This window comes from Serratia sp. SCBI, assembly GCF_000747565.1.
Lineage (GTDB): Bacteria > Pseudomonadota > Gammaproteobacteria > Enterobacterales > Enterobacteriaceae > Serratia > Serratia ureilytica.
In genome coordinates this window covers 4,356,394-4,379,157 of the sequence record NZ_CP003424.1, presented here as the reverse complement: position 1 = coordinate 4,379,157, position 22,764 = coordinate 4,356,394, and the positions used below count along the sequence as shown (strand labels likewise).

Genomic DNA, 22,764 nt, shown 5'->3' with positions numbered 1-22,764 from the left:
GATGATTAATATCGTGGTGGTGTCGCACAGCGCGTTGCTGGCGCGCGGCGTTGAGCAACTGGCGCGGCAGATGATGCGCGGCGACGGCTGCAAGCTGGCGCTGGCGGCGGGCGTGGATGACGAGGAGCACCCGATCGGTACCGACGCGGTCAACGTCATGGAGGCGATCGAAGCGGTCGCCGACGGCGATGGCATTCTGGTGCTGATGGATCTGGGCAGCGCGCTGCTCAGTGCCGAAACCGCGCTCGATCTGCTGGATCCGGAGTTGGCCGCCAAGGTGCGGCTGTGCGCCGCGCCGCTGATCGAAGGCACGCTGGCGGCGGTGGTGGCCGCCAACTCCGGCGCTTCGCTGGAGCAGGTGGTGGCGGAGGCGCAGGGGGCGCTGCAGGCCAAGCAAGCGCAGCTGGGCGAGGCTTCACCGGCCGCGAAGCGTGCGGCCTTGCCGCTGGTGCAGGGCAAAAGCGCAACCTGGACGGTGCAGAACCCGCACGGACTGCACGCGCGCCCGGCGGCGCGGCTGGTCGAAGCGCTGGCGCCGTTCAAGGCCGAGCTGGTGCTGGAAAAACAGGGGCAGTGCGTCGATCCGCGCAGCCTCAATCAGCTGGCGCTGCTGCAGGTGCGCCACGGCGACACCATCCGTTTGATCGCCGACGGCGCGCAGGCGGACGAGGCGCTGGCGGCGTTCAAAACGCTGGCGGAGCAGCATTTCGGCGAGACGGTCTCCGAGCGGCAGCAGCATTCGCTGCACGGCATTCCGGTGGCGGAAAGCGTCACCAGCGGGCCGGTGTTCCAGGCCCGCAGTGTCTGGCCGTCAGCCGCCGAGCGCCGGATCGGCGCGGACGAGGTGTTGGGCGAACAGCAACGCCTGCGGGAGGCGCTGCAGCACACGTTGAGCGATCTCAACCGGCTGGCGGAGCGCACCGGCACGCTGATCGGCAAGCCGCAGGCGGCGATCTTCGGCGCCCATAGCATGCTGCTGGACGATCCGGATCTGCAGCAGGCGGCTTACACCCGCATTGCGCAGCAGTTGTGCAGCGCCGAGCAGGCCTGGCGGCAGGTGCTGGAGGCGATCGCCGAAGAGTACCGCGAGTTGGATGACGACTACATGCGGGCGCGCGAACTGGACGTGCGCGACATGCTGCGCCGCACGCTGTGCCACCTGCAGGGGCAGCCGCTGCCGACCATTGCGCTCGCAGAGCCGTCAATACTGGTGATGGATGAGCTGATGCCCTCAGAGGTAGTGATGCTGGATCGCCGACTGGTGCTCGGCATCTGCCTGAGCGGCGGCAATGCCCTCTCGCACAGCGCCATTCTGGCGAAGGCGATGGGCATTCCGATGGTGGTCGGCATGCAGGATTGCCTGAGCAAAACCCGCAGCGGCCAGAAGGCGATGCTGGACGCCGCGCGCGGGGTGTTGCAGCTCAGCCACTAGGCGCGCAGCTTGAACTGGCGGATGTCGATCCCGTGCTGTTTGATCTTCCGCCACAGCGTGGTGCGGCCGATGCCCAGCAACTGCGCCATTTCCGTCAGTTGGCCGCGGCTGACGGTCGCCGCCCGCAGGATCGCCTGGCGCTCCATGTCCGTCAGCGTCAACAGCGGCGCGCCGGGCTGCGGATCGCTTTCCAGCAGCGACGGGTGGCCGAGCAGGTGCGCCGGCAGGTCCGCTAGCTGGATGTGGTGGCCGTGGCATATCATCGCCGCGCGCTCCACCACCCCTTTCAGTTCCAAATCGTTGCCCGGCCACAGATAGAGCGCCAGCTGAGCCATCACCTCGTCATCAACCCGGAAGCGACACTGAAAATGTTGCTCCAGCGTGCGCAGATGGTGTTTGACCAGCAGCGGAATATCGCTCAGCCGCTGACGCAGCGGCGGGATTTGGATCTCGAACGCCTGCAGGCTGTAAAACAGCTGGCGGCGGAAGCGGTTTTGCTGCACCAGCAGCGGCAGATCGGCGGCGCTGCCGGCGATCACCCGCACATCGACCGGGATCACCCGGCTGGAATTGAGGCGGATCACCACGCCGGTTTTCAGCACCTGCAGCAGCGCCGACTGCATCTCCGCCGGCAGGTATTCGATCTGTTCCAGGTACAGCGTGCCGCCGTTAGCCAATTCGAATTTACTGAGCTGGCCCGCCTCTTCTTCGCTGGCGTCGCTGCCCAGCAGCTCACGCAGCCCCTGCACCTGCGGCAGCAGTTGGCAGTTGAGGGCGATATACGGCCCGGCGGCGCGTTCGCCGGCGTTGTGGATAGCCTGGCTGAGCAGCTCTTTGCCAACGCCTTCTTCTCCGCGCAACAGGATCGGATGCTGGCCTTTGGCCGCCTGCTGCCCGTAACGGATCAGTCGCCGCATTTCCAGCGAGGCGGAAGGCATCTGTTCGAAGCTGTGGCTGACGCGCCCCAGCTGGCTGCTGACATACTGGCGCAGCCGTTCGAGCGGGTGCAGCAGGGCGATGAAACTGCAGCGATCGCCGTCGAAAATCGGCTTGAGCGTCAGCAAGGCGGCGATAAACTGCCGCTGGCTTTCGAAGGTGACTTCGACGTGTTGCAGCGGTTGGCGATCGGCGATGGCGCGCTTGAGCAGCGCGGGCAGCGTCAACAGCTGCGTCAGCGGCTTGCCCTGGCTCTGCTGTTCGTCCAGCTTCAGCAGGCCGGCGGCGCGCTGGTTGATGTATTGCAGGTAGCCGCGGTGATCCCAGGCCATGACGCCGTCGTCCACGCCATCCAGCAGGCCGTAAAGCTGATTCAGATGGCGGTTGGATTCCGCCAGCAGGCCGTCGGCGTTCAGCGAGTTACCGATTTCGCGGGCGATGGCCAGCGTCAGCGACAGATCGCCGGCGGTGCAGTCGGCCAGCAGGCAGCCCAGCGCGATCGAGCCGCGCTGGCGGCCGCTGTTGTCGTAGACCGGTGTGGCGCAGAACGACCAGCCGTGCAGCGCTCGGCGCACGTGTTCTTCACCGCTCACCCGCACCGGGTGGCCTTCCGCCGCCGCCAGCGCCGGGGCATTGGTGCCTATCTGTCCTTCGGCCCAGTAAGCGCCGGGGGCGAATCCCAGTTGCTGCAGATGCTCCCAGGTTTGGGCGTCGCCGCAGCGCCACAGCATGCAGCCGCTCTCGTCGAGGATCATCAGCAGGCAACGCCGCGGCTCCATGTATTCACAGGCGTCTTCCAGCGCCGCCTGGCCGAGCGTCAGCAGATCGTTCTTGCGGCGGCAAATCGATTCGAAGGTGGCGCCCTGCGCACGGTGCGGCGCTTGCCAGACATCGGGCTGCATCAGGCTGCGGCAACGCAGCCAGGAGGCGTACACCGCCGGCGTCGGGCGCAGCGGCGGCGGCAGTTCGCCGTCGTTAATCAGTTGCTGCCAACGTGAATCGTTGTCCATCGAACCTCATCCAACTGCGAAAACGAGAGTGACGATGATATCACCTGGCGCAGCGGCGGCTGTGAGGCGGCGGGCAGAAGCGGGGAAAATCGGGACAAAAAAACGGGGCGCGGCGCAGGCCGGACCCCGTGTTTGTCAGCGTGCGGACATCAGTTGCGGAATGGATTGCCGCTGTGGCGAGCCGGTTGGCTGGTGGTAACGGCCGGCGCGGATGCGCGAGTGGCCGCCGGTGCCGGCGCCGCAGTCTGTTGCATCGGCGCATTGTCCTGATAACCGTCCGCATAGGCGTCCTGCGCGCGGTTTTGTGGTGCGACGGCGTCAGGTGCGGTTGATACCGGCTTGCCCAACGCGCCGTTCAGCAGCAGCAGATCGTTCTGGTTCAGCGTGCCGAGCGCCGACTTGATGTTCAGCTGGTTGATCAAATAGGTATAACGCGCGTCGGACAGCTGACGTTTGGCGTTATACAGCGTGGTGGTGGCGTCCAGCACATCGACGATGGTGCGGGTACCGACCTGATAACCGGCTTCCATCGCGTCCAGGGAGCTCTGTGCGGAGATCACCGCCTGTTTGTAGGCGTTGATGCTGCTGATCGAAGCGTTAACGTTGTTGAACGATGAACGCACGGTCTGCACCACGCTGCGGTGAGCGCTTTCCAGCTGCTCGCTGGCGCCGACAAAGCCGTACTGCGCTTGTTTAACCTGCGAGTTAGTCGCGCCGCCGCTGTACAGCGGCAGGTTGAAGCTCAGACCGACTTTGTTCTGACCGATATCGGCGTCAGGAGTGGTATTGCGCGAGCCATTGTTCTTGGTATTTGAAATCGCTGTGGACGCGCTGAGATCTATGGTCGGCATATAGCCGGTCTGTGCGGCGCGGATTTGCTCGCGCGCCAGATCCTGGCTCAGGCGGGCGGACAGCAGGCTCAGGTTGCGCGCCTCCGCTTCTTTCAGCAGGTTGTTCACCGCTTCCGGGCGCTGGGTGCTGAAGCGATCGGTGTTCAGCGAGGCCAGCTCAGGGTAGAAGCTGCCGGTGACCTGACGCAGCGTTTCCAGCGCGTTGTCCAGATCGTTGCGGGCGGAGACTTCCGCCGCCAGCACGGTGTCATAGTTCGAGCGGGCGTTCTGCACGTCGGTGATCGCCACCAGGCCCACGTTGAAGCGCTGAGTGGTTTGATCCAGCGTGCGGTACACCGCGTCTTTCTGCGCCTGGGTATACGACAGCGTGTCGATCGCCTTCAGCACGTTGAAGTAGGCGGTGGCGGTGTTGAGAATAAGCTGTTGCTCAGCGGTCTGGAAGGTGACGTCGGAGATGCCGGCGGTCTTTTCCTGCAGCGTCAGCTGGCGCCATTTCGACATGTCGAAGATAGTTTGCGTCAGCGCCAGCGAGCCGCTGGTTGCGTTGCTGTTCTGATCGCGCTGGTCACGATAGCCATTGGTATGGGTATAACCGGCGGTCAGGCCGAGCTGCGGCAGCAGCGGGCTGCGCGCTTCATTGATCTTTTCGAATGCGGCGTCGCGGTCAGCAGCACTTTTGCGCAGATCCGGGTTACTTTCCCTGGCCTGTTTGTAGACCTGCAGCAGGTTCTCTGCCTGGCTCATTGCACTGAAGCCGCCCAGGCTCAGTCCGATAAGAAGGGGGAGCAGTTTCTTCATTTGCATTCCTTGTTGTGCAGCAATATTGCTATGTTAGCGCTGACGATAGACGAAATAGTTGCCGATTCTAGCAGAGTCTGCGGTACGCATCAGGTGGCTGAATGTGCCATCTCACGTAACTTTTACCTTTCAGACCGCCCATTTACCTTGGCGTACTGCCCGGGCCGACTGCAGCTGATATTATGGCTGACAATCAGGATTGTTTCCCGCTATTACCCGCGAGCGCACAAACGCGCCGCGTCCGGCGGCGAAAAACAGCCTAACATAAAGCGGCGGCGGTGAGACCCGCTGTTTCTGTCATAAAAACCGTTTATTTTATCGGCATACTCACGCAGGAGAATTCGCGCATGAACCGTTCGCAGCCGTCACCCGTCACCTTCGATAAAAAAGATGTAGAAATTATTGCACGCGAGACGCTGTACCGTGGTTTTTTTTCACTCAATTTATACCGGTTTCGCCATCGCTTGTTCAATGGCGAAATGAGTCCTGAAATCACGCGTGAAATTTTCGAGCGCGGCCATGCGGCGGTGCTGCTGCCCTACGACCCGGTGCGCGATGAAGTGGTGCTGATTGAACAACTGCGCATCGCCGCGGTCGATACCAGTAATTCGCCCTGGCTGCTGGAAATGGTGGCGGGTATGATCGAAACCGGCGAAAGCGTCGAAGACGTATGCCGCCGCGAAGCGCAGGAAGAAGCCGGCGTGGTGGTCGGGCGCTGCAAGCCGGTGCTGAGCTATCTGGCCAGCCCCGGTGGCACCAGCGAACGCTTGTCGATCATGGTCGGCGAGGTGGACGCCGGCACCGCCGAAGGCATCCACGGCCTGGCGGAAGAGCATGAAGATATTCGCGTCCATGTGGTCAGCCGTGAGCAGGCTTACCGCTGGGTGGAAGAGGGCGCGATCGATAACGCCGCATCAGTGATTGCATTGCAATGGCTGGCGTTGCACCATGAATCGTTGAGAAAAGAGTGGGCCAACTAATGAAACAGCGCTATACCCCTGATTTCCCCGAAATGATGAGATTGTGCGAAACCAACTTCGCGCAATTGCGCCGCTTGCTGCCGCGCAACGACGAAGCGGGCGAAACGGTGACTTATCAGGTGAACGGCGCTAGCTATCGTTTGACCATCGTTGAGTCCACGCGTTACACGTCACTGGTGGAGATCGAGCAGATCTTTCCGGCGGTCAGCTACTGGAGCCTGCCCGCGATGACGGTGCGGTTATACCATGACGCCATGGTTGCGGAAGTGTGTTCCAGTCAGCAGATCTACCGCTTTAAAGCGCGTTATGATTATCCTAATAAAAAGTTGCATCAACGCGACGAAAAGCATCAAATTAACCAGTTTCTTGCTGATTGGCTGCGCTACTGTTTGGCGCATGGAGCGATGGCGGTTCCGGTTTGTTAGACAGACTGAAATAACAAAGGACACCATTTGGAAAGCCTGTTTAAACTGCCCGTGGCGAGTGGGGCCGCGGTCAGGATTCTACAAATAACAGATACCCACCTTTTTGCCGGCGAACACGAGACGTTGCTCGGCATCAATACCTATCGCAGCTATCACGCGGTGCTGGACGCCATTCAGGCGCAGCGCCGCGATGTCGATTTGATCGTCGCCACGGGAGATTTGGCGCAGGATCATTCGCAGGAGGCGTACCGCCACTTCGCCGCCGGCATCGCGCAACTGCCGGCCCCGTGCGTGTGGCTGCCGGGCAACCACGATTTCCAACCGGCGATGGTCGACGCGTTGGCCGCCGCCGGCATCGCCCCTTCCAAGCAGGTGCTGCTGGGCGATCACTGGCAGGTGCTGATGTTGGACAGCCAGGTGTTCGGCGTACCGCACGGCGAGCTGAGCGAATACCAGCTCGAGTGGATGGAGCGCTGCCTGCAGGCGCACCCCGAGCGTTACACGCTGTTGCTGCTGCACCACCATCCGCTGCCTTCCGGCTGCACCTGGCTCGATCAGCACAGCCTGCGCAACCCGCATATGCTGGGCGCGATCCTGTTGCGCTACCCGAAGGTGAATACCGTGGTGTGCGGTCATATTCACCAGGATCTGGATCTGGAATGGCAGGGCCGGCGCTTGTTGGCGACGCCGTCCACCTGCGTGCAATTCAAGCCGCACTGCACTAACTTTACCATCGACGACGTCTCCCCCGGCTGGCGTTACCTCGATCTGCTGCCGGACGGCCGCGTCGAGACGCAGGTGTTCCGCCTGGAAAACGACGATTTCCGCCCCGATATGGACTCGGATGGATACTGATGCCTTCGACACTGCTCTACCTGCACGGTTTCAACAGCTCGCCGCAGTCGGCCAAGGCGGTGGCCTTCAAGGCCTGGCTGGCCGAACACCATCCCGCTATCGAGATGCTGGTGCCGCAGCTGCCGGCCTTTCCGGCGGAGGCCGCCGAGATGCTGGAAAATCTGGTGCTGGAACGCGCCGGACAAACGCTCGGATTGGTGGGGTCCTCGCTGGGCGGCTATTACGCCACCTGGCTGTCGCAGTGTTTTTCGCTGCCGGCGGTGGTGGTCAACCCGGCGGTCAAGCCGTTTGAGCTGCTGGTCGACTATCTTGGCGCCAACGAGAACCCCTACACCGGCCAGCAATATGTGTTAGAGTCTCGTCACGTTTACGATCTGAAAGTGATGCAGATCGATCCTTTGGAGTCGCCGGATTTAATCTGGCTGCTGCAGCAAACGGGCGATGAAATTCTCGATTACGGCCAGGCAGTGGCGTATTACACCGCGTGTCGGCAAACGGTGGAGTCGGGTGGAAACCACGCCTTCGTCGGTTTCGAGCACTACTTCCCCCAGATTGTGGATTTTTTAGGGCTAAACGCGGTCTGACGGACCGTTCCGGCACCTCCCTTTAACCACGAAAAAATAATCAACGATGACTCAATCCAGCTATAACGCTGATGCCATTGAAGTACTCAGCGGTCTAGAACCAGTGCGCCGTCGTCCCGGCATGTATACCGACACGACGCGCCCAAACCACCTCGGCCAAGAGGTGATCGATAACAGCGTCGACGAAGCGTTGGCCGGACACGCCAAGCGTATCGACGTGATCCTGCACGCCGATCAGTCGCTGGAAGTGATCGACGACGGCCGCGGCATGCCGGTGGACATCCACCCGGAAGAGGGCGTGCCGGCGGTTGAGTTGATCCTGTGCCGACTGCACGCCGGCGGTAAATTCTCGAATAAAAACTACCAGTTCTCCGGCGGCCTGCACGGCGTTGGGATCTCGGTGGTTAACGCCCTGTCGAAGCGGGTGGAAGTCAACGTGCGCCGCGACGGCAACGTCTACGGCATCGCCTTCGAAAACGGCGACAAAGTGCAAGATCTGACGGTGACCGGCACCTGCGGCAAACGCAACACCGGCACCAGCGTGCACTTCTGGCCGGACGAACAGTTCTTCGACAGCCCGCGTTTCTCGGTATCGCGCCTCACTCACCTGCTGAAAGCCAAAGCGGTGCTGTGCCCCGGCGTCGAGATCTATTTCATCGACAAGGTGAACAACACCGAGCAGCGCTGGTGCTACCAGGACGGCCTGACCGACTACCTGATGGAAGCGGTTAACGGCCTGATCACCCTGCCGGAAGCGCCGTTCGTCGGCAATTTCGCCGGTGATACCGAAGCGGTGGACTGGGCGCTGCTGTGGCTGCCGGAAGGCGGCGAGCTGCTGACCGAAAGCTACGTCAACCTGATCCCGACCATGCAGGGCGGCACCCATGTCAACGGCCTGCGTCAGGGGCTGCTGGACGCGATGCGCGAGTTCTGCGAATTCCGCAACATCCTGCCGCGCGGCGTGAAGCTGTCGGCGGAGGATATCTGGGATCGCTGCGCTTACGTGCTGTCGGTGAAGATGCAGGATCCGCAGTTCGCCGGGCAGACCAAAGAGCGTCTCTCTTCGCGTCAGTGCGCGGCCTTCGTTTCCGGCGTGGTGAAAGATGCCTTCAGCCTGTGGCTGAACCAGAACGTTCAGGCGGCGGAACAGCTGGCCGAGCTGGCGATTTCCAGCGCCCAACGCCGTCTGCGCGCCGCCAAGAAAGTGGTGCGCAAGAAGCTGACCAGCGGGCCGGCGCTGCCGGGCAAGCTGGCGGACTGCACCTCGCAGGATCTGGCCATGACCGAACTGTTCCTGGTGGAAGGGGACTCGGCGGGCGGATCGGCCAAGCAGGCGCGCGATCGCGAATATCAGGCGATCATGCCGCTGAAGGGCAAGATCCTGAATACCTGGGAAGTCTCCTCGGACGAAGTGCTGGCCTCGCAGGAAGTGCATGACATTTCCGTGGCGATCGGCATCGATCCGGACAGCGAAGATCTCAGCCAGTTGCGCTACGGCAAAATCTGCATCCTGGCGGATGCGGACTCCGACGGTCTGCACATCGCTACGCTGCTGTGCGCGCTGTTCGTGCGCCACTTCCGTTCGCTGGTGAAAGGCGGGCACGTTTATGTGGCCATGCCGCCGCTGTACCGCATCGATCTCGGTAAAGAGGTGTTCTACGCGCTGGATGAAGAAGAGAAAGCCGGCGTGCTGGAACAGCTGAAGCGCAAGAAAGGCAAGCCGAACGTCCAGCGCTTTAAAGGGCTGGGCGAGATGAACCCGCTGCAGCTGCGCGAAACCACCCTCGATCCGAACACCCGCCGTCTGGTGCAATTGACGGTCGCGGAAGATGATGTCGATCAGACGCTGGCGGTGATGGACATGCTGTTGGCCAAGAAGCGTTCGGAAGATCGCCGCAACTGGCTGCAAGACAAGGGCGACATGGCCGAATTGGCGGTCTGAGCCTGACCCTGGCCCGGTGAAACGCCGGGCCGGCTTTCCCGCAGGGCGTTCATGCGGCGCCCGATAACCTGGGCCGGAATGCATGAAGATCACGCTCGAAGAATTGCTGGCGTTCACTTCGGTGGTCGACAGCGGTTCCATCACCGCCGCCGCCGATCAGCTCGGCCAGACGACTTCCGGCATCAGCCGCGCGCTCAGTCGCCTGGAGAAGAAGCTCGATACCACCCTGATGCGCCGCACTACGCGTCGCCTGGAGCTGACCGAAGAGGGGCAAAGCTTCCTGAGCCATGCGCGTACGATCATCAGTTCGGTGGAAAATGCCGAAGAACAAATGGCGGTGCGCCGGCAGATGCCGGCCGGGCGACTGCGGATCAATGCGGCTGCGCCTTTTATGGAGCACGTCATCGTGCCGCTGGTGGCGGGGTTCAGGGAACGTTATCCGCAAATTTCGCTCGAGCTGAACACCGACAATCTGATCATCGATCTGCTGGAAAAACGCACGGATATCGCCATTCGCATCGGCGCGTTGCGCGATTCGACCATTCATGCGCGCGCGCTGGGCGCCAGCCGGTTGCGCATCCTCGCCAGCCCGGCTTATCTGCAGAAGCACGGCACGCCGCAGAGCGTGGAGGCGTTGCACCGGCATTGTCTGCTCGGTTTTACCCAGCCGGAATCGCTGAACCAGTGGCCGTTGCGCTATCGCCAGGCGCCGCATTTCACCATCACGCCGACGATCTCGGCGTCCAGCGGTGAAACGCTGCGGCAATTGGCGCTGCGGGGCGAGGGGATCGTACAGCTGGCAGACTTTATGACCCGACGCGATCGGGAAGCGGGCAAATTGGTGACGTTGCTGGAGCAGGAGACGCTGGACGTGCGCCAGCCGATTAATGCGGTGTATTACCGCAATACGCAATTGGCGGCGCGCATCACCTGTTTTCTTGACTACGTCAGCGCGCACATCGACGCGCAGACGTTATAAGGCGGAGCTTACAGGGCGTTTTCCAGGATGTAGATCTCGGTGTCCAGCACGCTGTCTTTGAGGGTGTCGCGGTGTTTGAGCATGTGCTCAATGGCCAGATGTTTTTCCAGATGCGCCATGCTTTCCCATTTCTCCAGCATGAACACCGAATCCGGCGACCGCTTCTGCCACGGCGCCTGGGTATTGCTGTCGACCATCGGCGTGTATTCGCCGCAACCCTCTTCCGCCAGCACCAGCGGCACCAGCTTTTCAATGGCTTGCAGTACGGTGGCGCGGTGGCCGGGTTTCACTTTGATTTCTGCGATTACGGTGATCATGCTTACCTCGTTGATGAGTATGTTCTGCGTCAGTTAAGCAAAAATTTTCGCCAGATGCTCGCGATAACGTGCGATGTCCGCTTCGATATCCGGTTGTTTTATCACGTCATTGCAGATAAAGGTCGGCAGCGCTTCCATTCCCAGGAACTGGTTGGCCTTGTGGAAGTGCAGGTAAACGCCGTCGACGCCGACGCCGTGGAAGAACTGATCGGGATCGGTGAAGGCCTCCAGCGGGGCGTTCCAGGTCAGGCTCAGCAGGTATTTTTTGCCCTGGATCAGGCCGCCGGAGCCATATTTTTTGCTTTCGTCAGAACGAGAGCGGCCGTCGCTGGCATACAGGCTGCCGTGACCGGCGGTGAACACTTCATCGATATATTTTTTCAGGATCCAGGGTTCGCCCATCCACCAGCCCGGCATCTGGTAGATGACCGCGTCGGCCCACAGGTATTTCTTTACCTCTGCTTCGATGTCATAACCGTCGTCGACCACGGTGACCTGCACATCGTGCTGCAGATCGCGCAGGAAGCTTTCCGCCACGTCGCTCAGGGTTTGGTTGAGTTCGCCGTTGGAATGGCCGAATTGTTTTTTAGCGTTGATAATCAGGATATTGCTCATCTTTCGCGGCTCCCGTCAGAGTTAAGATATGGCATGCTTCCCGCCGAAAAGGCGGAAACCAGCTCGCTGGCGACGAGTGTAATCGTTAGGCGGGCAAGTAAAAATGCGATCCAGCGCACAACAGTGTTGACTGCCAGTCAATAAACGGGCCGCCAGGCAGCGAAATTTTGCATAAACCGCAGCGCGCAACCGGCCGCCGCCGGCGATCCTTGCGCCAACTGTGACAGCCACCCTGCAGATGGGTTACTATCGCGGGCAGAATCGACAAGCGATGCCTTTTGTCGTCCAAGGGATTGCCAAGCCACGGTCTGAGGATAATTGAGTAATGAGTGATCTGACTCATGACGGTGTAGAGCGTTTACCGCTGCACACATTCACTGAAAACGCCTATCTGAACTATTCCATGTACGTCATCATGGATCGGGCGTTGCCGTACATTGGCGACGGTTTGAAGCCGGTACAACGCCGCATCATCTACGCCATGTCTGAACTGGGGCTGACCAACAGCGCCAAATTCAAGAAGTCCGCCCGCACCGTGGGCGACGTGCTGGGTAAATATCACCCGCACGGCGATAGCGCGTGTTATGAAGCCATGGTGCTGATGGCGCAGCCGTTCTCGTATCGCTATCCGCTGGTGGACGGCCAGGGGAACTGGGGGGCGCCGGACGATCCCAAGTCGTTCGCGGCGATGCGTTATACCGAATCGCGCCTGTCCAAATACGCCGAGGTCTTGCTGGCCGAACTGGGCCAGGGCACGGTCGACTGGATCCCGAACTTTGACGGCACGCTGCAAGAGCCGAAGATGCTGCCGGCGCGCCTGCCGAACATCCTGCTGAACGGCACCACCGGCATCGCGGTCGGCATGGCGACCGACATTCCGCCGCACAACGTGCGCGAAGTCGCCGCCGCCGCGGTGGCGCTGCTCGACAAGCCGGGCGCCTCGCTCGATGACCTGCTCGAGTTCGTGCAGGGGCCGGACTTCCCGACCGAAGCCGAGATCATCACCCCGCGTGATGAAATTCGCAAAATTTACCAGAGCGGCCGCGGCTCGGTGCGCATGCGCGCCGTGTGGAAGAAAGAGGATGGCAGCGCGGTGATCACCGCCTTGCCGCATCAGGTTTCCGGCGCCAAGGTGCTGGAGCAGATAGCCAGCCAGATGCGTGCCAAGAAGCTGCCGATGGTCGAAGACCTGCGCGATGAATCCGATCACGAGAACCCGACGCGTCTGGTGATCGTGCCGCGTTCCAACCGCATCGATCTGGAGCAGGTGATGAATCACCTGTTCGCCACCACCGATCTGGAGCGCAGCTACCGCATCAACATGAACATGATCGGTCTGGACAACCGCCCGCAGGTGAAAGGGCTGGTGGAGATCCTCACCGAATGGCTGGCCTACCGTCGCGATACGGTGCGTCGCCGCCTGAACTACCGCCTTGAGAAGGTGCTCAAGCGCCTGCATATCCTCGAAGGCTTGCTGGTGGCGTTCCTCAACATCGACGAGGTGATCCACATCATCCGCAGCGAGGATGAGCCGAAGCCGGTGCTGATGCAGCGTTTCGGCATCTCCGATACTCAGGCGGAAGCGATCCTCGAGCTGAAACTGCGTCACCTGGCCAAGCTGGAAGAGGTCAAGATCCGCGGCGAGCAGGACGAACTGGCGAAAGAGCGCGATCAGCTGCAGGCGCTGCTGGCGTCCGAACGCAAGCTGAATACGCTGATTAAGAAAGAGATCCAAGCCGATGCGCAGACCTACGGCGACGATCGCCGTTCGCCGCTGACCGAGCGCGCGGAAGCCAAGGCGATGAGCGAGCACGACTTCGTGCCGTCCGAACCGGTGACCATCGTGCTGTCTGAAATGGGCTGGGTGCGCAGTGCCAAGGGCCATGACATCGATCCGACCGGGTTGAGCTACAAGGCTGGCGACAGCTTCCGCGGCGCGGCGCGCGGCAAGAGCAATCAGCCGGTGGTGTTTATCGACTCTACCGGGCGCAGCTATGCGCTCGATCCGATGACGCTGCCTTCGGCGCGCGGGCAGGGCGAGCCGCTGACCGGCAAGCTGACGCCGCCGCCGGGCGCCACCATCGAGCAGGTGCTGATGGCGGCCGACGATCAGAAGCTGCTGATGGCGTCTGACGCCGGTTACGGTTTCGTCTGCACCTTTAACGATCTGGTGGCGCGCAACCGCGCCGGCAAGGTGATGATCACGCTGCCGGACAACGCCAGAGCGCTGCCGCCGATGGAGATCCACGGCGCAGACGATATGCTGCTGTCGATCACCGCCGCCGGGCGCATGCTGATGTTCCCGGTCGCCGATCTGCCGCAGCTGTCGAAGGGCAAGGGCAACAAGATCGTCTCCATTCCGGCGGCGCAGGCCGCCGCCGGTGAAGACAAGCTGGCCTGGCTGTTCGTGCTGCCGCCGCAGGCGTCCGTCACGCTGCACGTCGGCAAACGCAAGCTGACGCTGCGTCCGGAAGATCTGCAGAAGTTCCGTGCGGAACGCGGCCGCAAGGGCACCCAACTGCCGCGCGGCCTGCAGCGCATCGATCGCGTCGAAGTGGATGCGCCGGTGCGGGCGTCGGGTGGCGACAGCGAAGAGTAAGCGTTGGCACCAGCGTTAACGGGCGGTCGCAGCATGCTGTGGCCGCCTTATTTATTTTTGCTGGCGTTTATTTTCCAAATAGTTAACATTTCTGCGCATAAAATTATTGTGCGTACTGCCGCCTGGCGGGAAAATAGCGAGAAATGCAGGCGACATAGGCGTGCTTTCCGCCTGGTCGGCAAATAATGAGTAAAGGAATCTGCGCAGCGAAGTAAACTGCGTTGGCAGTGTGCTAATGAGGTTGTTATGTTATTGATTTTGCGTGCCGTTCTCGCCACTCTTTTCTGTATTCTGGTGTGTATTTTCGGTTCGGTTTATTGCTTGTTCAGTCCGCGTAATCCTCGCCATGTGGCGACCTTCGGCCATCTTTTCGGCCGTCTGTCGACGCTGTTCGGCATCAAGGTTGAAACCCGCGTGCCGGCCGATGCGGCCAACAACGGCAACTGCATCTATATCGCCAACCACCAAAATAACTATGACATGGTGACGGCCTCTAATATCGTGCAGCCGCGCACCGTGACGGTCGGTAAAAAAAGTCTGGTGTGGATCCCGTTTTTCGGCCCGCTGTATTGGCTGACCGGTAATCTGCTGATAGATCGTGATAATCGCGCCAAGGCGCACGGCACCATCGCCCAGGTAGCGGAGCAGTTCAAGAAGAAAGACATTTCGATCTGGATGTTCCCGGAAGGGACCCGCAGCCGCGGCCGTGGGCTGATGCCGTTTAAAACCGGCGCGTTCCACGCGGCCATCGCCGCCGGCGTGCCGATTGTGCCTATCTGCGTATCCACCACCAGCGGTAATATAAATCTTAATCGCTGGAATAACGGCCATGTGATCGTCGAGATGTTGGCGCCGGTGGATACCAGCAAATACGGCAAAGAAAACGTGCGCGAGCTGGCGGCCCATTGCCGCGAGCTGATGGAGGCGAAAATCGCCGAATTGGACGCCGAAGTCGCCCAGCGCAACGCCGCCAAAAAATAAGAGTCTACCGGCTTCAAAGAAGAGTTTTTTAATTGGCGTTCAGCGCCGTTAACGCCTGAGCGCCTGCTAATCTTGATTGGCGGGCGTTTGGGTTTTGCACACGGTTTAGTTATTGCTTTTCATGGAGAAAATATGTCACTCAGTCGACGTCAGTTTTTACAGGCATCGGGCCTGGCGCTGTGCGCGGGCGCCGTGCCGCTGAGGGCTGAGGCGAGCGGAACGCAGACCCCATTACCCATTCCCCCGCTGCTGGAGTCTCGCCGCGGTCAGCCGCTGTTCCTGACCTTGCAGCGCGCCCACTGGGCGTTTATGGATAACCGCAAAGCGGCGGTGTGGGGCATCAACGGCATGTACCTGGGGCCGACGGTGCGGGTTTACAGCGGCGACGACGTCAAACTGATCTACAGCAACCGCCTGCAGGAGCCGGTGGCGATGACCATCAGCGGTTTGCAGGTGCCGGGCACGCTGATGGGCGGCGCGCCGCGCATGATGTCGCCCAACGTCGACTGGTCGCCGGTGCTGCCCATTCGTCAGGCGGCGGCTACCTGCTGGTACCACGCCAACACGCCAAACCGCATGGCGCCGCACGTGTACAACGGGCTGGCCGGGCTGTGGCTGGTGGAGGATGCCGTCAGCAAAGCGCTGCCGCTGCCCAACCACTACGGCGTCGACGATTTCCCGCTGATCATTCAGGACAAACGCTTCGATAACTTCGGCACGCCGCAATACGATGCGCCGTCGCAGGGCGGCTTCGTCGGCGATACGCTGTTGGTCAACGGCGTGCAAAACCCGTATGTCGACGTGTCGCGCGGCTGGGTGCGTTTGCGTTTGCTCAACGCCTCCAACGCGCGGCGTTATACCCTGCAGCTCAGCGACGGGCGGCCGTTCAACGTGATCGCCAGCGATCAGGGCTTCCTGCCTGCGCCGGTTGCGGTGCAGCAGCTGTCGCTGGCGCCGGGCGAGCGCCGGGAAGTGCTGATCGACATGTCGAAGGGCGACGAGGTGACCATCACCGCCGGTGAAGCGGCGGGCATCATGGATCGCCTGCGCGGCCTGTTCGAGCCGTCGAGCATTCTGGTGTCCACCCAGGTGCTGACGCTGCGCCCGACCGGCCTGCTGCCGCTGGTAACCGACAACCTGCCGATGCGCCTGCTGGCGGATCAGCTGTTGGACGGCAGCGCCAGCCGCACCCGCGATTTCCGCCTGGGCGACGGCGGCGTCGGCATCAACGGCGCAATTTGGGACATGAACCGCATCGACGTACAGGCGCAGCAAGGCACCTGGGAACGCTGGAACATTCATGCGGATACGCCGCAGTCGTTCCATATTCAGGGCGTGCAGTTCCTGATCAAACGCGTCAACGGCGCGCAGCCGATGGCGGAAGATCGCGGCTGGAAGGATACCGTCTGGGTCGATGGCGACGTCGAGCTGCTGGTGTATTTCAACCAATCCACCTCCGAACACTTCCCGTTCCTGTATTACAGCCAGACGCTGGAGATGGCCGATCGCGGCACCGCCGGCCAGCTGATGGTGCAGCCGACGATGTAACCCGCTCTGCGGGCCGCTTAGGGCGCCCGCAGCATCGCCAAAAAAGCCTGCACCACCGGCGTGACGCTGTCGGTACGGTATACCGCATACAGATCCGCCGGGGGCGCCTGCTGCAGCGAGCAAAACCGCACGCCGGGCCACGGGATGCGGCCGTAGCTGTCCGGCAGCAGCGTAATGCCGCAGCCTTCCGCCACCAGCGCCAGCAGGGTTTGCGGTTCATTGACCTGATAAGCGACGTCCGGCAAAAATCCCTGCTGCAGACACAGATTGTGCAGATACAGCCCCAGGCTGGCCTCATGCGGCGGCAGCACGATGAAGCTGTCGTTTTGCAGCGCCGCCAGCGGGATATTCTCCTGCTGCGCCAGCGGATGATCGAGCGGCAGCACCACGGCGATGCTTTCGCGCGCCAGCCGTTGGCAGCTCAATCCCGGCAGCGTCTGCTGCTGCGCCTCTCGCCATACCCCGATATCGATATGCCGCTTTTGCAGCGCGGCGATTTGCTGGCTAGGCGTCAGCTCATTCAACGACCAGGTAGCGCCGACGCTCTGCTCGCTGAACCGCCGCAGCGCCGCAATCAAGCCGCCCCAGGCCGAGGTGCCGACCATGCCGACCACCATGTGGCCGCCTTCGCCGCGCCCCATTTGTTGCACCTGATGCAGCGCGCTGTCGGCCTGATCCAGCAGCCGCTCGACGTTGCGCAGCAGCGTGCGGCCGGCCGGCGTCAGCGTCATGGAGCGGGTGGTGCGTTTGAACAGCACCACGCCGAGCTGGCTCTCCAGCTCTTTGATGTGCTTGCTGAGCGGCGGCTGTGACATATTCAACCGCCGCGCCGCCTGAGTGAAATTCATCTCTTCCGCCACCACGCGGAAATAGTGCAGCAGGCGGAAGTTAATCCGACCGGGATCGGGCAGGGCATGGGGCGGGTTCATCCGGGGTATCGCCTCCTGTGACGCAGCTCAACTTATAGATAAATGGAATAAATCGGCCGCCAAGAATGTATTGGTCTCGGCCGCGCCTCGCTCTCTACTATGGGGCTTATTGTCCCCCGCTTAAAGAGAGAATACGATGTTTAATCAAGAAGATGCTTTTATCTGCGCCGATGTTGTCCGCGCACGTCTGCCGGGTTTTCAGCCTAAAGCGGCCTTGATTCTCGGCTCCGGTCTCGGCGCTCTGGCGGAGGTGATGACCGAAACCGTCACCCTCGATTACGCGGCGCTGCCGGGCTTCCCGGTGAGCGGCGTCGCCGGCCACGCCGGGCAACTGGTCGCCGGCAAGCTGGAGGGCGTGCCGGTCGTGTGCATGAAAGGGCGCGGCCACTTCTATGAAGGGCGCGGCATGCAGGTGATGACCACCGCAGTGCGCACCTTCAAACTGCTGGGCTGCGAATTCCTGTTGGCGACCAACGCCGCCGGTTCGCTGCGCCGCTCGGTGGCGCCGGGCAGCCTGGTGGCCATTACCGATCATATCAATTTCATGCCGGAATCGCCGCTGGTCGGCGCCAACGATGAGCGCTTCGGGCCGCGCTTCTTCAGCCTGGCGAACGCCTACGATCGCGATCTGCGCGCCCAACTAGCGGCAGTGGCCGAAAGCGCGGGCATCCCGCTGGCGGAAGGGGTGTTCGCCGCTTACACCGGGCCGAACTTCGAAACGCCGGCGGAGATCCGCATGATGCAGACCCTCGGCTGCGACGTCGTGGGCATGTCGATCGTGCCGGAAGTCCTGACGGCGCGCCACTGCGGCCTCAAGGTGCTGGTGGTGTCCGCGATGACCAACTACGCCGAAGGGCTGTCGGATACGCCGCTCTCCCATGAACAAACGCTCAGCTGCGCGGCGCTGGCGGCGGACGATTTCATGCGCCTGATCCGCGAGCTGTTCAAAACGCTGTAATAGCGCAAGCAAACCGGCGGCGGGCTGCAGGGGGCCTGCCGCATCAATCATCGTTGAAAGCATAATAACAAGGTGATGGCGATGGCGATAAAAACACGATTGAAAGTCATGATTTTCCTGCAGTTCTTTATCTGGGGTGCCTGGCTGGTGACGCTGGGCTCCTACATGATCAACACGCTGCATTTCAGCGGCATGCAGGTGGGGATGGTTTACAGCGCCAAAGGCATCGCTGCGCTGATCATGCCGGGGCTGGCGGGCATCATTGCCGATCGGTGGATGAAGGCCAACTCTCTGTATGCGCTTTGCCACCTGCTCGGGGCGCTGGCGCTGTACTGCGCGGCGCAGGTCGAGCAACCGATGCTGATGTTCTGGGTGATGCTGTTCAACGCCATGGTCTATATGCCGACCATCGCGCTCTCCAACGCCATTTCCTATTTTTGCCTGGAGAAGCACGGCTTTGACACGGTAAAGGACTTTCCGCCGGTGCGGGTGTACGGCACCGTGGGATTCATTCTGGCAATGTGGCTGGTCGGTTTCAGCCAAATCGAGCTCAGTAATCTGCAGCTGTATCTGGCTTCTGCGGCGTCGCTGCTGCTGTCCGCCTATTCGCTGACGCTGCCGCGCTGCCCGACCAACCGCGCGGCCGAGTCGAAGCGCTGGGTGAGCGTGCTGGGGCTGGATGCGCTGGTGCTGTTTCGCCAGCGGCGCATGGCGCTGTTTTTCCTGTTCGCCATGTTGCTCGGCGCGGCGCTGCAGATAACCAACACCTTCGGCAACCCGTTCCTGCACGATCTGTCGCTCAATCCGCTATATCAGGACAGCCTCAGCGTCCGGTATCCGGCGGTGCTGCTGTCGCTGTCGCAGATCTCTGAAGTGTTCTTTATCCTCACCATTCCCTTTTTCCTGCGCCGTTACGGCATCAAGCAGGTGATGCTGATCAGTATGGCGGCCTGGACGCTGCGTTTCCTGTTCTTGGCCTACGGCACGCCGGTCGGTTTTGGTTTCGTGCTGCTGCTGTTGTCGATGATCGTTTACGGTTGCGCGTTCGACTTCTTTAATATTTCCGGCGCCATTTTCGTCGAGAAGGAGGCCGATCACCGCATCCGCGCCAGCGCGCAGGGGCTATTCATGACCATGGTCAACGGTCTGGGCGCCTATGTGGGGGCGCTCGCCAGCGGCGAAGTGGTGGATTTCTTCAGCCATGACGGCGTGAAAGACTGGCAGAGCATCTGGCTGGTGTTTGCGCTGTATACGCTGGTGCTGGGGATTGTGTTCGCGTTGAGCTTCAACTATCGCCACTCGCCGCAGGAGAGTGCGGCGGCGGCGCAGTAAGGCTTAGGGCGCTGGATGGTGGCGCCCTGAAACGTCAGGCCTGCGGGAAGCGTTGTTGCAGTTGATGCCGGTCCGGCGGATTGGCGGCGCCGAGGCTGGCCGCCACGCAGGCGGCGACCCGGTTGGCCAGATCGACCGCCCGCGGCAGCGGCCAGCCGGCGGACAGCCCCGCCAGCAAACCGGCGCAGTGGGCATCGCCCGCGCCGATGGTATCGATGACGTCCACCGGATAGGCGGGAACGTGCAGCGGCGGCGTGCGGCCGTCGCAGATCCAGGCGCCGTCGCGATCCAGGCGGCAGATCAGCGTCAGGTTACGGGCGGCGGCATAGCGCTGCGCGGCATCCACGGCGTCGCCGGCGCCGCACAGCGCGGCCACTTCGTCGCGGTTGAGCGTCAGCAGGGTGTGGCTGTCGCTGAGCATGGCGAAGAAATCTTCGCTGAGCTGGGCGATGCGCGGGCCGGGATCGATCAGACGCGGTTGGTCGAACGGCATGCGCGTCAGCCACTCGCGCAGCGCTTCGCCGTTTTCGCCCGCCAGCTCGTAGCCGCTGGCGTAGATCAGGGTGTGTTCCGTCAGCGGCAGCGTGGCCAGCTGCGCTTTATTCCATTGGCTTTCGCAACCGGAAACCGTGATGAAGGTGCGTTCGCCGTTCGGCTCCACCAGCGCCAGGCACCAGCCATTGTCCATCTGGCCGTGGCGCAACAGCACCTCCAGCCCCAGTTCGCCCATGGCGGCTTCGATCGCCGCGCCCCATTCGCCGTTGCCGACCGGCATACCGTTGATCACCGGCACTTCAAGGCGCGTCAGCGCGCGCGCCACGTTGAACGCGCAACCGCCGATTTGCCGCGCCTGCGGCTGGGCTTCGATATCTTCGCCGCTGGTCGGCAGGCGCGGCAGCGTCATCACCAGATCGCCGACCGCGCCCCCTATCACCAGGACAGGCGTTACAGCTTCCCACTCATTCATTGATGTTCTCTGCGTTGGGTCAGGTACAGACCGTAAGCGATCAGACTAACCGCAAACGACACAAACAGCCCCAGGCTGGAGTCGGCAAACAAGCCTTTAGCCAGCGGGCCGTCGATAAAACCGGTTTTGGTGACCAGCAGGCCGCACAGGGCGCCGAGGAACCAGCAGAACAGCGGGGCTTTGCGCACGCCGCGGTTCTGGCCATGCAGGCCGTACAAAGCGTTGCCATCATACCCGTGGCGGCGGCGCAGGCACAGGTAATCGAGCAGGAAAATCGCCTCCCAGGCTGCCAGGAACACCCCGCAGAACACCAGGAAGGAGATGAACGGCCCCATAAAATCGCCGGAGATGAACAGCACATACAGGGCGATACCCAGCACTACCACGGCGTCGATCGATACCGCCAACCACTGTTTGACCTGCACGCCGATGGTCAGCAGGTTAAGGCTGGCGGAATACAGGCTGAGCACCGCGATGGTGACGATGCCGGCGGTGGCGGCCAGCAGATAAGGGATCGCCATCCAGGCGGGCAGCACTGAGCCTATCAGCGCGATGGGATTGGCGGCGTTGGCCAGATCGGGCAGCTGCACGGAAAGCAGAATGCCGGCCAGCATCAGCAGCATCAGCGGCAAACAGGCGCCGCCCATCACCGCGGCGAAAATGCTTTTGCTCGACGAATTCGGGCTTTGATAGCGGCTGTAATCGGCGCCGGCGATCGCCCAACTGATGCCGGTACCGGCGGCGATCACCGAGACCGCCGGCAGGAAGCCGGTCAGCCAGCTGCCGGAAGGCAGCGCCAGCACCTGGCTCCACTCGGTGTTGAACAGGATATAAAGCACCACGATCAGCGTCATGGTGCCGAAGATGCGGCTGAACCAGCTTTGCATCCAGACTACGGTATTCTGCCCCAGCAGGCTGACGACGATAGTGAGCCCGGCGAACAGCAACAGGCTGAGCGCGGTCAGCAGATGGCTGGCCCCCAGCCCGAAGGCCTCGAACAGCGCCGCCAGCGTCAGGGTGCCGGTGATCACGTTGACCGCTTCCCAGCCCATCAGATTGATCCAACTGAACAGGGTAGGCGCCACGTTGCCCTTCAGCCCGAAAATCACTCGCGACAGCGTCAGCGTAGAGGTGCGCCCGCGCTTGCCGGCGAAGCTGGTGAGGCCAACCAGCACGAAGCTGGCGACGCCGAACAAGGCGGCGAGCACCGATTGCAGGAAGGATAAGCCGAAGCCGACGATGATGGCGCCATACACCACGCCGAGAATGCCGATATTGGCTGCAGACCAGATCCAAAACAGCTCGATGGGCCGCCCGGTCTGTTCCGCATCCGGCACCCGGTCGATACCGGTGCTCTCTACCTTCCATGCTTCATTGCGATTGATATCGGTCATAGCAATTGATCCCTGTTGCGCAGGGCCTTGAGGGCCGCCGCAGTTAACTGAAAAGCGATTTTGTTGGCGCTGCGGCCGCCGCCTCGGATGAGGCTTGCCGACCGCACGGCGCCAATGAGTGTAGACAAAGAGTGGGTCTGCAGCGGAGTTTGGAAGAGAGAGAACGTTTTTATTTGCAGGCATCAGTCCGTTTCACCCGGCGCAAGGGGGATCGCGCGAGGGGATGATGAGCCGTGAGCAAGCTATCCATTAGCACCGTTGCTTATTATTTGTCATTTGTAGTGGCGTCTTGGGCAACGTGACCCATCGGGTACGGCGAGAAGCGGGCAATT

At 61.8% G+C, this 22,764-nt stretch carries 19 protein-coding genes; 12 read left to right on the top strand and 7 right to left on the bottom strand.

Annotated features, from left to right (window positions below):
- Position 1 precedes the first annotated feature (1 nt).
- Complete coding sequence (dhaM, locus tag SERRSCBI_RS20420; RefSeq protein WP_042785396.1) at positions 2 to 1,432, top strand: dihydroxyacetone kinase phosphoryl donor subunit DhaM; 1,431 nt, start codon at positions 2 to 4, stop codon at positions 1,430 to 1,432.
- On the opposite strand, the gene dhaR is transcribed toward dhaM, so the two are convergent.
- Positions 1,429 to 3,378 (bottom strand): dihydroxyacetone kinase operon transcriptional regulator DhaR, encoded by a 1,950-nt coding sequence (dhaR, locus tag SERRSCBI_RS20415; protein WP_042785395.1) that lies wholly within the window; start codon positions 3,376 to 3,378, stop codon positions 1,429 to 1,431. The two genes, dhaM and dhaR, sit on opposite strands and share 4 nt — an antisense overlap.
- Positions 3,379 to 3,527: 149 nt before the next feature.
- Positions 3,528 to 5,027 carry a multidrug efflux transporter outer membrane subunit HasF gene (hasF, locus tag SERRSCBI_RS20410; RefSeq protein ID WP_042785394.1) on the bottom strand — a complete coding sequence of 500 codons (1,500 nt, stop codon included), beginning with the start codon at positions 5,025 to 5,027 and terminating at the stop codon, positions 3,528 to 3,530.
- Positions 5,028 to 5,374: 347 nt separating this feature from the next.
- On the opposite strand from hasF, the gene nudF reads away from it, so the two are divergent.
- The 6 genes from nudF to SERRSCBI_RS20380 all read left to right on the top strand — a co-directional run bounded on the left by nudF (position 5,375) and on the right by SERRSCBI_RS20380 (position 10,792).
- A complete protein-coding gene (gene nudF, locus SERRSCBI_RS20405) occupies positions 5,375 to 6,007 on the top strand; it encodes an ADP-ribose diphosphatase (RefSeq protein ID WP_004937242.1) in 633 nt (210 codons plus the stop codon).
- Positions 6,007 to 6,432 carry a DUF1249 family protein gene (locus SERRSCBI_RS20400; RefSeq protein ID WP_033651295.1) on the top strand — a complete coding sequence of 142 codons (426 nt, stop codon included), beginning with the start codon at positions 6,007 to 6,009 and terminating at the stop codon, positions 6,430 to 6,432. Before nudF ends, SERRSCBI_RS20400 begins: the two co-directional genes overlap by 1 nt.
- 27 nt (positions 6,433 to 6,459) lie before the next feature.
- A complete protein-coding gene (gene cpdA, locus SERRSCBI_RS20395) occupies positions 6,460 to 7,287 on the top strand; it encodes a 3',5'-cyclic-AMP phosphodiesterase (RefSeq protein WP_042785393.1) in 828 nt (275 codons plus the stop codon).
- Complete coding sequence (gene yqiA / locus SERRSCBI_RS20390) at positions 7,287 to 7,871, top strand: esterase YqiA (protein WP_004937252.1); 585 nt, start codon at positions 7,287 to 7,289, stop codon at positions 7,869 to 7,871. Before cpdA ends, yqiA begins: the two co-directional genes overlap by 1 nt.
- A gap of 46 nt (positions 7,872 to 7,917) precedes the next feature.
- Positions 7,918 to 9,813 carry a DNA topoisomerase IV subunit B gene (parE, locus tag SERRSCBI_RS20385; protein WP_025304305.1) on the top strand — a complete coding sequence of 632 codons (1,896 nt, stop codon included), beginning with the start codon at positions 7,918 to 7,920 and terminating at the stop codon, positions 9,811 to 9,813.
- A gap of 82 nt (positions 9,814 to 9,895) precedes the next feature.
- Entirely contained in the window at positions 9,896 to 10,792 is an 897-nt protein-coding gene (locus SERRSCBI_RS20380) for a LysR substrate-binding domain-containing protein (protein WP_042785392.1), read from the top strand.
- Positions 10,793 to 10,800: 8 nt separating this feature from the next.
- Here SERRSCBI_RS20380 and SERRSCBI_RS20375 read toward each other — a convergent pair whose 3' ends face one another.
- The gene (locus tag SERRSCBI_RS20375; protein ID WP_033644613.1) at positions 10,801 to 11,109 is read right to left on the bottom strand and encodes a putative quinol monooxygenase; all 309 of its coding nucleotides are present in this window, start codon (positions 11,107 to 11,109) and stop codon (positions 10,801 to 10,803) included.
- A 33-nt stretch (positions 11,110 to 11,142) separates the two neighbouring features.
- Positions 11,143 to 11,724 (bottom strand): NAD(P)H-dependent oxidoreductase, encoded by a 582-nt coding sequence (locus SERRSCBI_RS20370; RefSeq protein ID WP_042785391.1) that lies wholly within the window; start codon positions 11,722 to 11,724, stop codon positions 11,143 to 11,145.
- A 325-nt stretch (positions 11,725 to 12,049) separates the two neighbouring features.
- Between SERRSCBI_RS20370 and parC the strand changes: the two genes are divergently transcribed.
- From parC to ftsP, 3 genes are all read left to right on the top strand, one after another.
- Positions 12,050 to 14,323 carry a DNA topoisomerase IV subunit A gene (gene parC / locus SERRSCBI_RS20365; protein WP_004937261.1) on the top strand — a complete coding sequence of 758 codons (2,274 nt, stop codon included), beginning with the start codon at positions 12,050 to 12,052 and terminating at the stop codon, positions 14,321 to 14,323.
- A gap of 246 nt (positions 14,324 to 14,569) precedes the next feature.
- A complete protein-coding gene (locus SERRSCBI_RS20360; protein ID WP_004937266.1) occupies positions 14,570 to 15,304 on the top strand; it encodes a 1-acylglycerol-3-phosphate O-acyltransferase in 735 nt (244 codons plus the stop codon).
- A gap of 132 nt (positions 15,305 to 15,436) precedes the next feature.
- Positions 15,437 to 16,852, top strand: a complete 1,416-nt coding sequence (gene ftsP, locus SERRSCBI_RS20355; RefSeq protein ID WP_033644615.1) for a cell division protein FtsP — start codon at positions 15,437 to 15,439, stop codon at positions 16,850 to 16,852.
- A gap of 17 nt (positions 16,853 to 16,869) precedes the next feature.
- On the opposite strand, the gene SERRSCBI_RS20350 is transcribed toward ftsP, so the two are convergent.
- The gene (locus SERRSCBI_RS20350) at positions 16,870 to 17,781 is read right to left on the bottom strand and encodes a LysR family transcriptional regulator (RefSeq protein WP_042785390.1); all 912 of its coding nucleotides are present in this window, start codon (positions 17,779 to 17,781) and stop codon (positions 16,870 to 16,872) included.
- Positions 17,782 to 17,917: 136 nt separating this feature from the next.
- Between SERRSCBI_RS20350 and xapA the strand changes: the two genes are divergently transcribed.
- Positions 17,918 to 18,739 carry a xanthosine phosphorylase gene (xapA, locus tag SERRSCBI_RS20345; RefSeq protein ID WP_042785389.1) on the top strand — a complete coding sequence of 274 codons (822 nt, stop codon included), beginning with the start codon at positions 17,918 to 17,920 and terminating at the stop codon, positions 18,737 to 18,739.
- A gap of 81 nt (positions 18,740 to 18,820) precedes the next feature.
- Positions 18,821 to 20,071, top strand: a complete 1,251-nt coding sequence (locus SERRSCBI_RS20340) for a nucleoside permease (RefSeq protein WP_042785796.1) — start codon at positions 18,821 to 18,823, stop codon at positions 20,069 to 20,071.
- Between the two features lie 34 nt (positions 20,072 to 20,105).
- On the opposite strand, the gene SERRSCBI_RS20335 is transcribed toward SERRSCBI_RS20340, so the two are convergent.
- Positions 20,106 to 21,038: a PfkB family carbohydrate kinase gene (locus SERRSCBI_RS20335; protein ID WP_042785388.1), complete on the bottom strand. Its 933-nt coding sequence runs from the start codon at positions 21,036 to 21,038 to the stop codon at positions 20,106 to 20,108.
- The gene (locus SERRSCBI_RS20330) at positions 21,035 to 22,432 is read right to left on the bottom strand and encodes a cytosine permease (protein ID WP_042785387.1); all 1,398 of its coding nucleotides are present in this window, start codon (positions 22,430 to 22,432) and stop codon (positions 21,035 to 21,037) included. Before SERRSCBI_RS20330 ends, SERRSCBI_RS20335 begins: the two co-directional genes overlap by 4 nt.
- Positions 22,433 to 22,764 lie beyond the last annotated feature (332 nt).

What these genes read in the sequence shown, in the direction of transcription:
- SERRSCBI_RS20360 (WP_004937266.1), top strand. Translation starts at nt 14,570, where the DNA reads ATGTTATTGATTTTGCGTGCCGTTCTCGCCACTCTTTTCTGTATTCTG.
- hasF (WP_042785394.1), bottom strand. Translation starts at nt 5,027, where the DNA reads ATGAAGAAACTGCTCCCCCTTCTTATCGGACTGAGCCTGGGCGGCTTC.
- SERRSCBI_RS20340 (WP_042785796.1), top strand. Translation starts at nt 18,821, where the DNA reads ATGGCGATAAAAACACGATTGAAAGTCATGATTTTCCTGCAGTTCTTT.
- SERRSCBI_RS20375 (WP_033644613.1), bottom strand. Translation starts at nt 11,109, where the DNA reads ATGATCACCGTAATCGCAGAAATCAAAGTGAAACCCGGCCACCGCGCC.
- SERRSCBI_RS20370 (WP_042785391.1), bottom strand. Translation starts at nt 11,724, where the DNA reads ATGAGCAATATCCTGATTATCAACGCTAAAAAACAATTCGGCCATTCC.
- dhaR (WP_042785395.1), bottom strand. Translation starts at nt 3,378, where the DNA reads ATGGACAACGATTCACGTTGGCAGCAACTGATTAACGACGGCGAACTG.
- yqiA (WP_004937252.1), top strand. Translation starts at nt 7,287, where the DNA reads ATGCCTTCGACACTGCTCTACCTGCACGGTTTCAACAGCTCGCCGCAG.
- SERRSCBI_RS20400 (WP_033651295.1), top strand. Translation starts at nt 6,007, where the DNA reads ATGAAACAGCGCTATACCCCTGATTTCCCCGAAATGATGAGATTGTGC.
- SERRSCBI_RS20350 (WP_042785390.1), bottom strand. Translation starts at nt 17,781, where the DNA reads ATGAACCCGCCCCATGCCCTGCCCGATCCCGGTCGGATTAACTTCCGC.
- parC (WP_004937261.1), top strand. Translation starts at nt 12,050, where the DNA reads ATGAGTGATCTGACTCATGACGGTGTAGAGCGTTTACCGCTGCACACA.
- ftsP (WP_033644615.1), top strand. Translation starts at nt 15,437, where the DNA reads ATGTCACTCAGTCGACGTCAGTTTTTACAGGCATCGGGCCTGGCGCTG.
- dhaM (WP_042785396.1), top strand. Translation starts at nt 2, where the DNA reads ATGATTAATATCGTGGTGGTGTCGCACAGCGCGTTGCTGGCGCGCGGC.
- SERRSCBI_RS20330 (WP_042785387.1), bottom strand. Translation starts at nt 22,432, where the DNA reads ATGACCGATATCAATCGCAATGAAGCATGGAAGGTAGAGAGCACCGGT.
- SERRSCBI_RS20380 (WP_042785392.1), top strand. Translation starts at nt 9,896, where the DNA reads ATGAAGATCACGCTCGAAGAATTGCTGGCGTTCACTTCGGTGGTCGAC.
- SERRSCBI_RS20335 (WP_042785388.1), bottom strand. Translation starts at nt 21,038, where the DNA reads ATGAATGAGTGGGAAGCTGTAACGCCTGTCCTGGTGATAGGGGGCGCG.
- xapA (WP_042785389.1), top strand. Translation starts at nt 17,918, where the DNA reads ATGTTTAATCAAGAAGATGCTTTTATCTGCGCCGATGTTGTCCGCGCA.
- nudF (WP_004937242.1), top strand. Translation starts at nt 5,375, where the DNA reads ATGAACCGTTCGCAGCCGTCACCCGTCACCTTCGATAAAAAAGATGTA.
- parE (WP_025304305.1), top strand. Translation starts at nt 7,918, where the DNA reads ATGACTCAATCCAGCTATAACGCTGATGCCATTGAAGTACTCAGCGGT.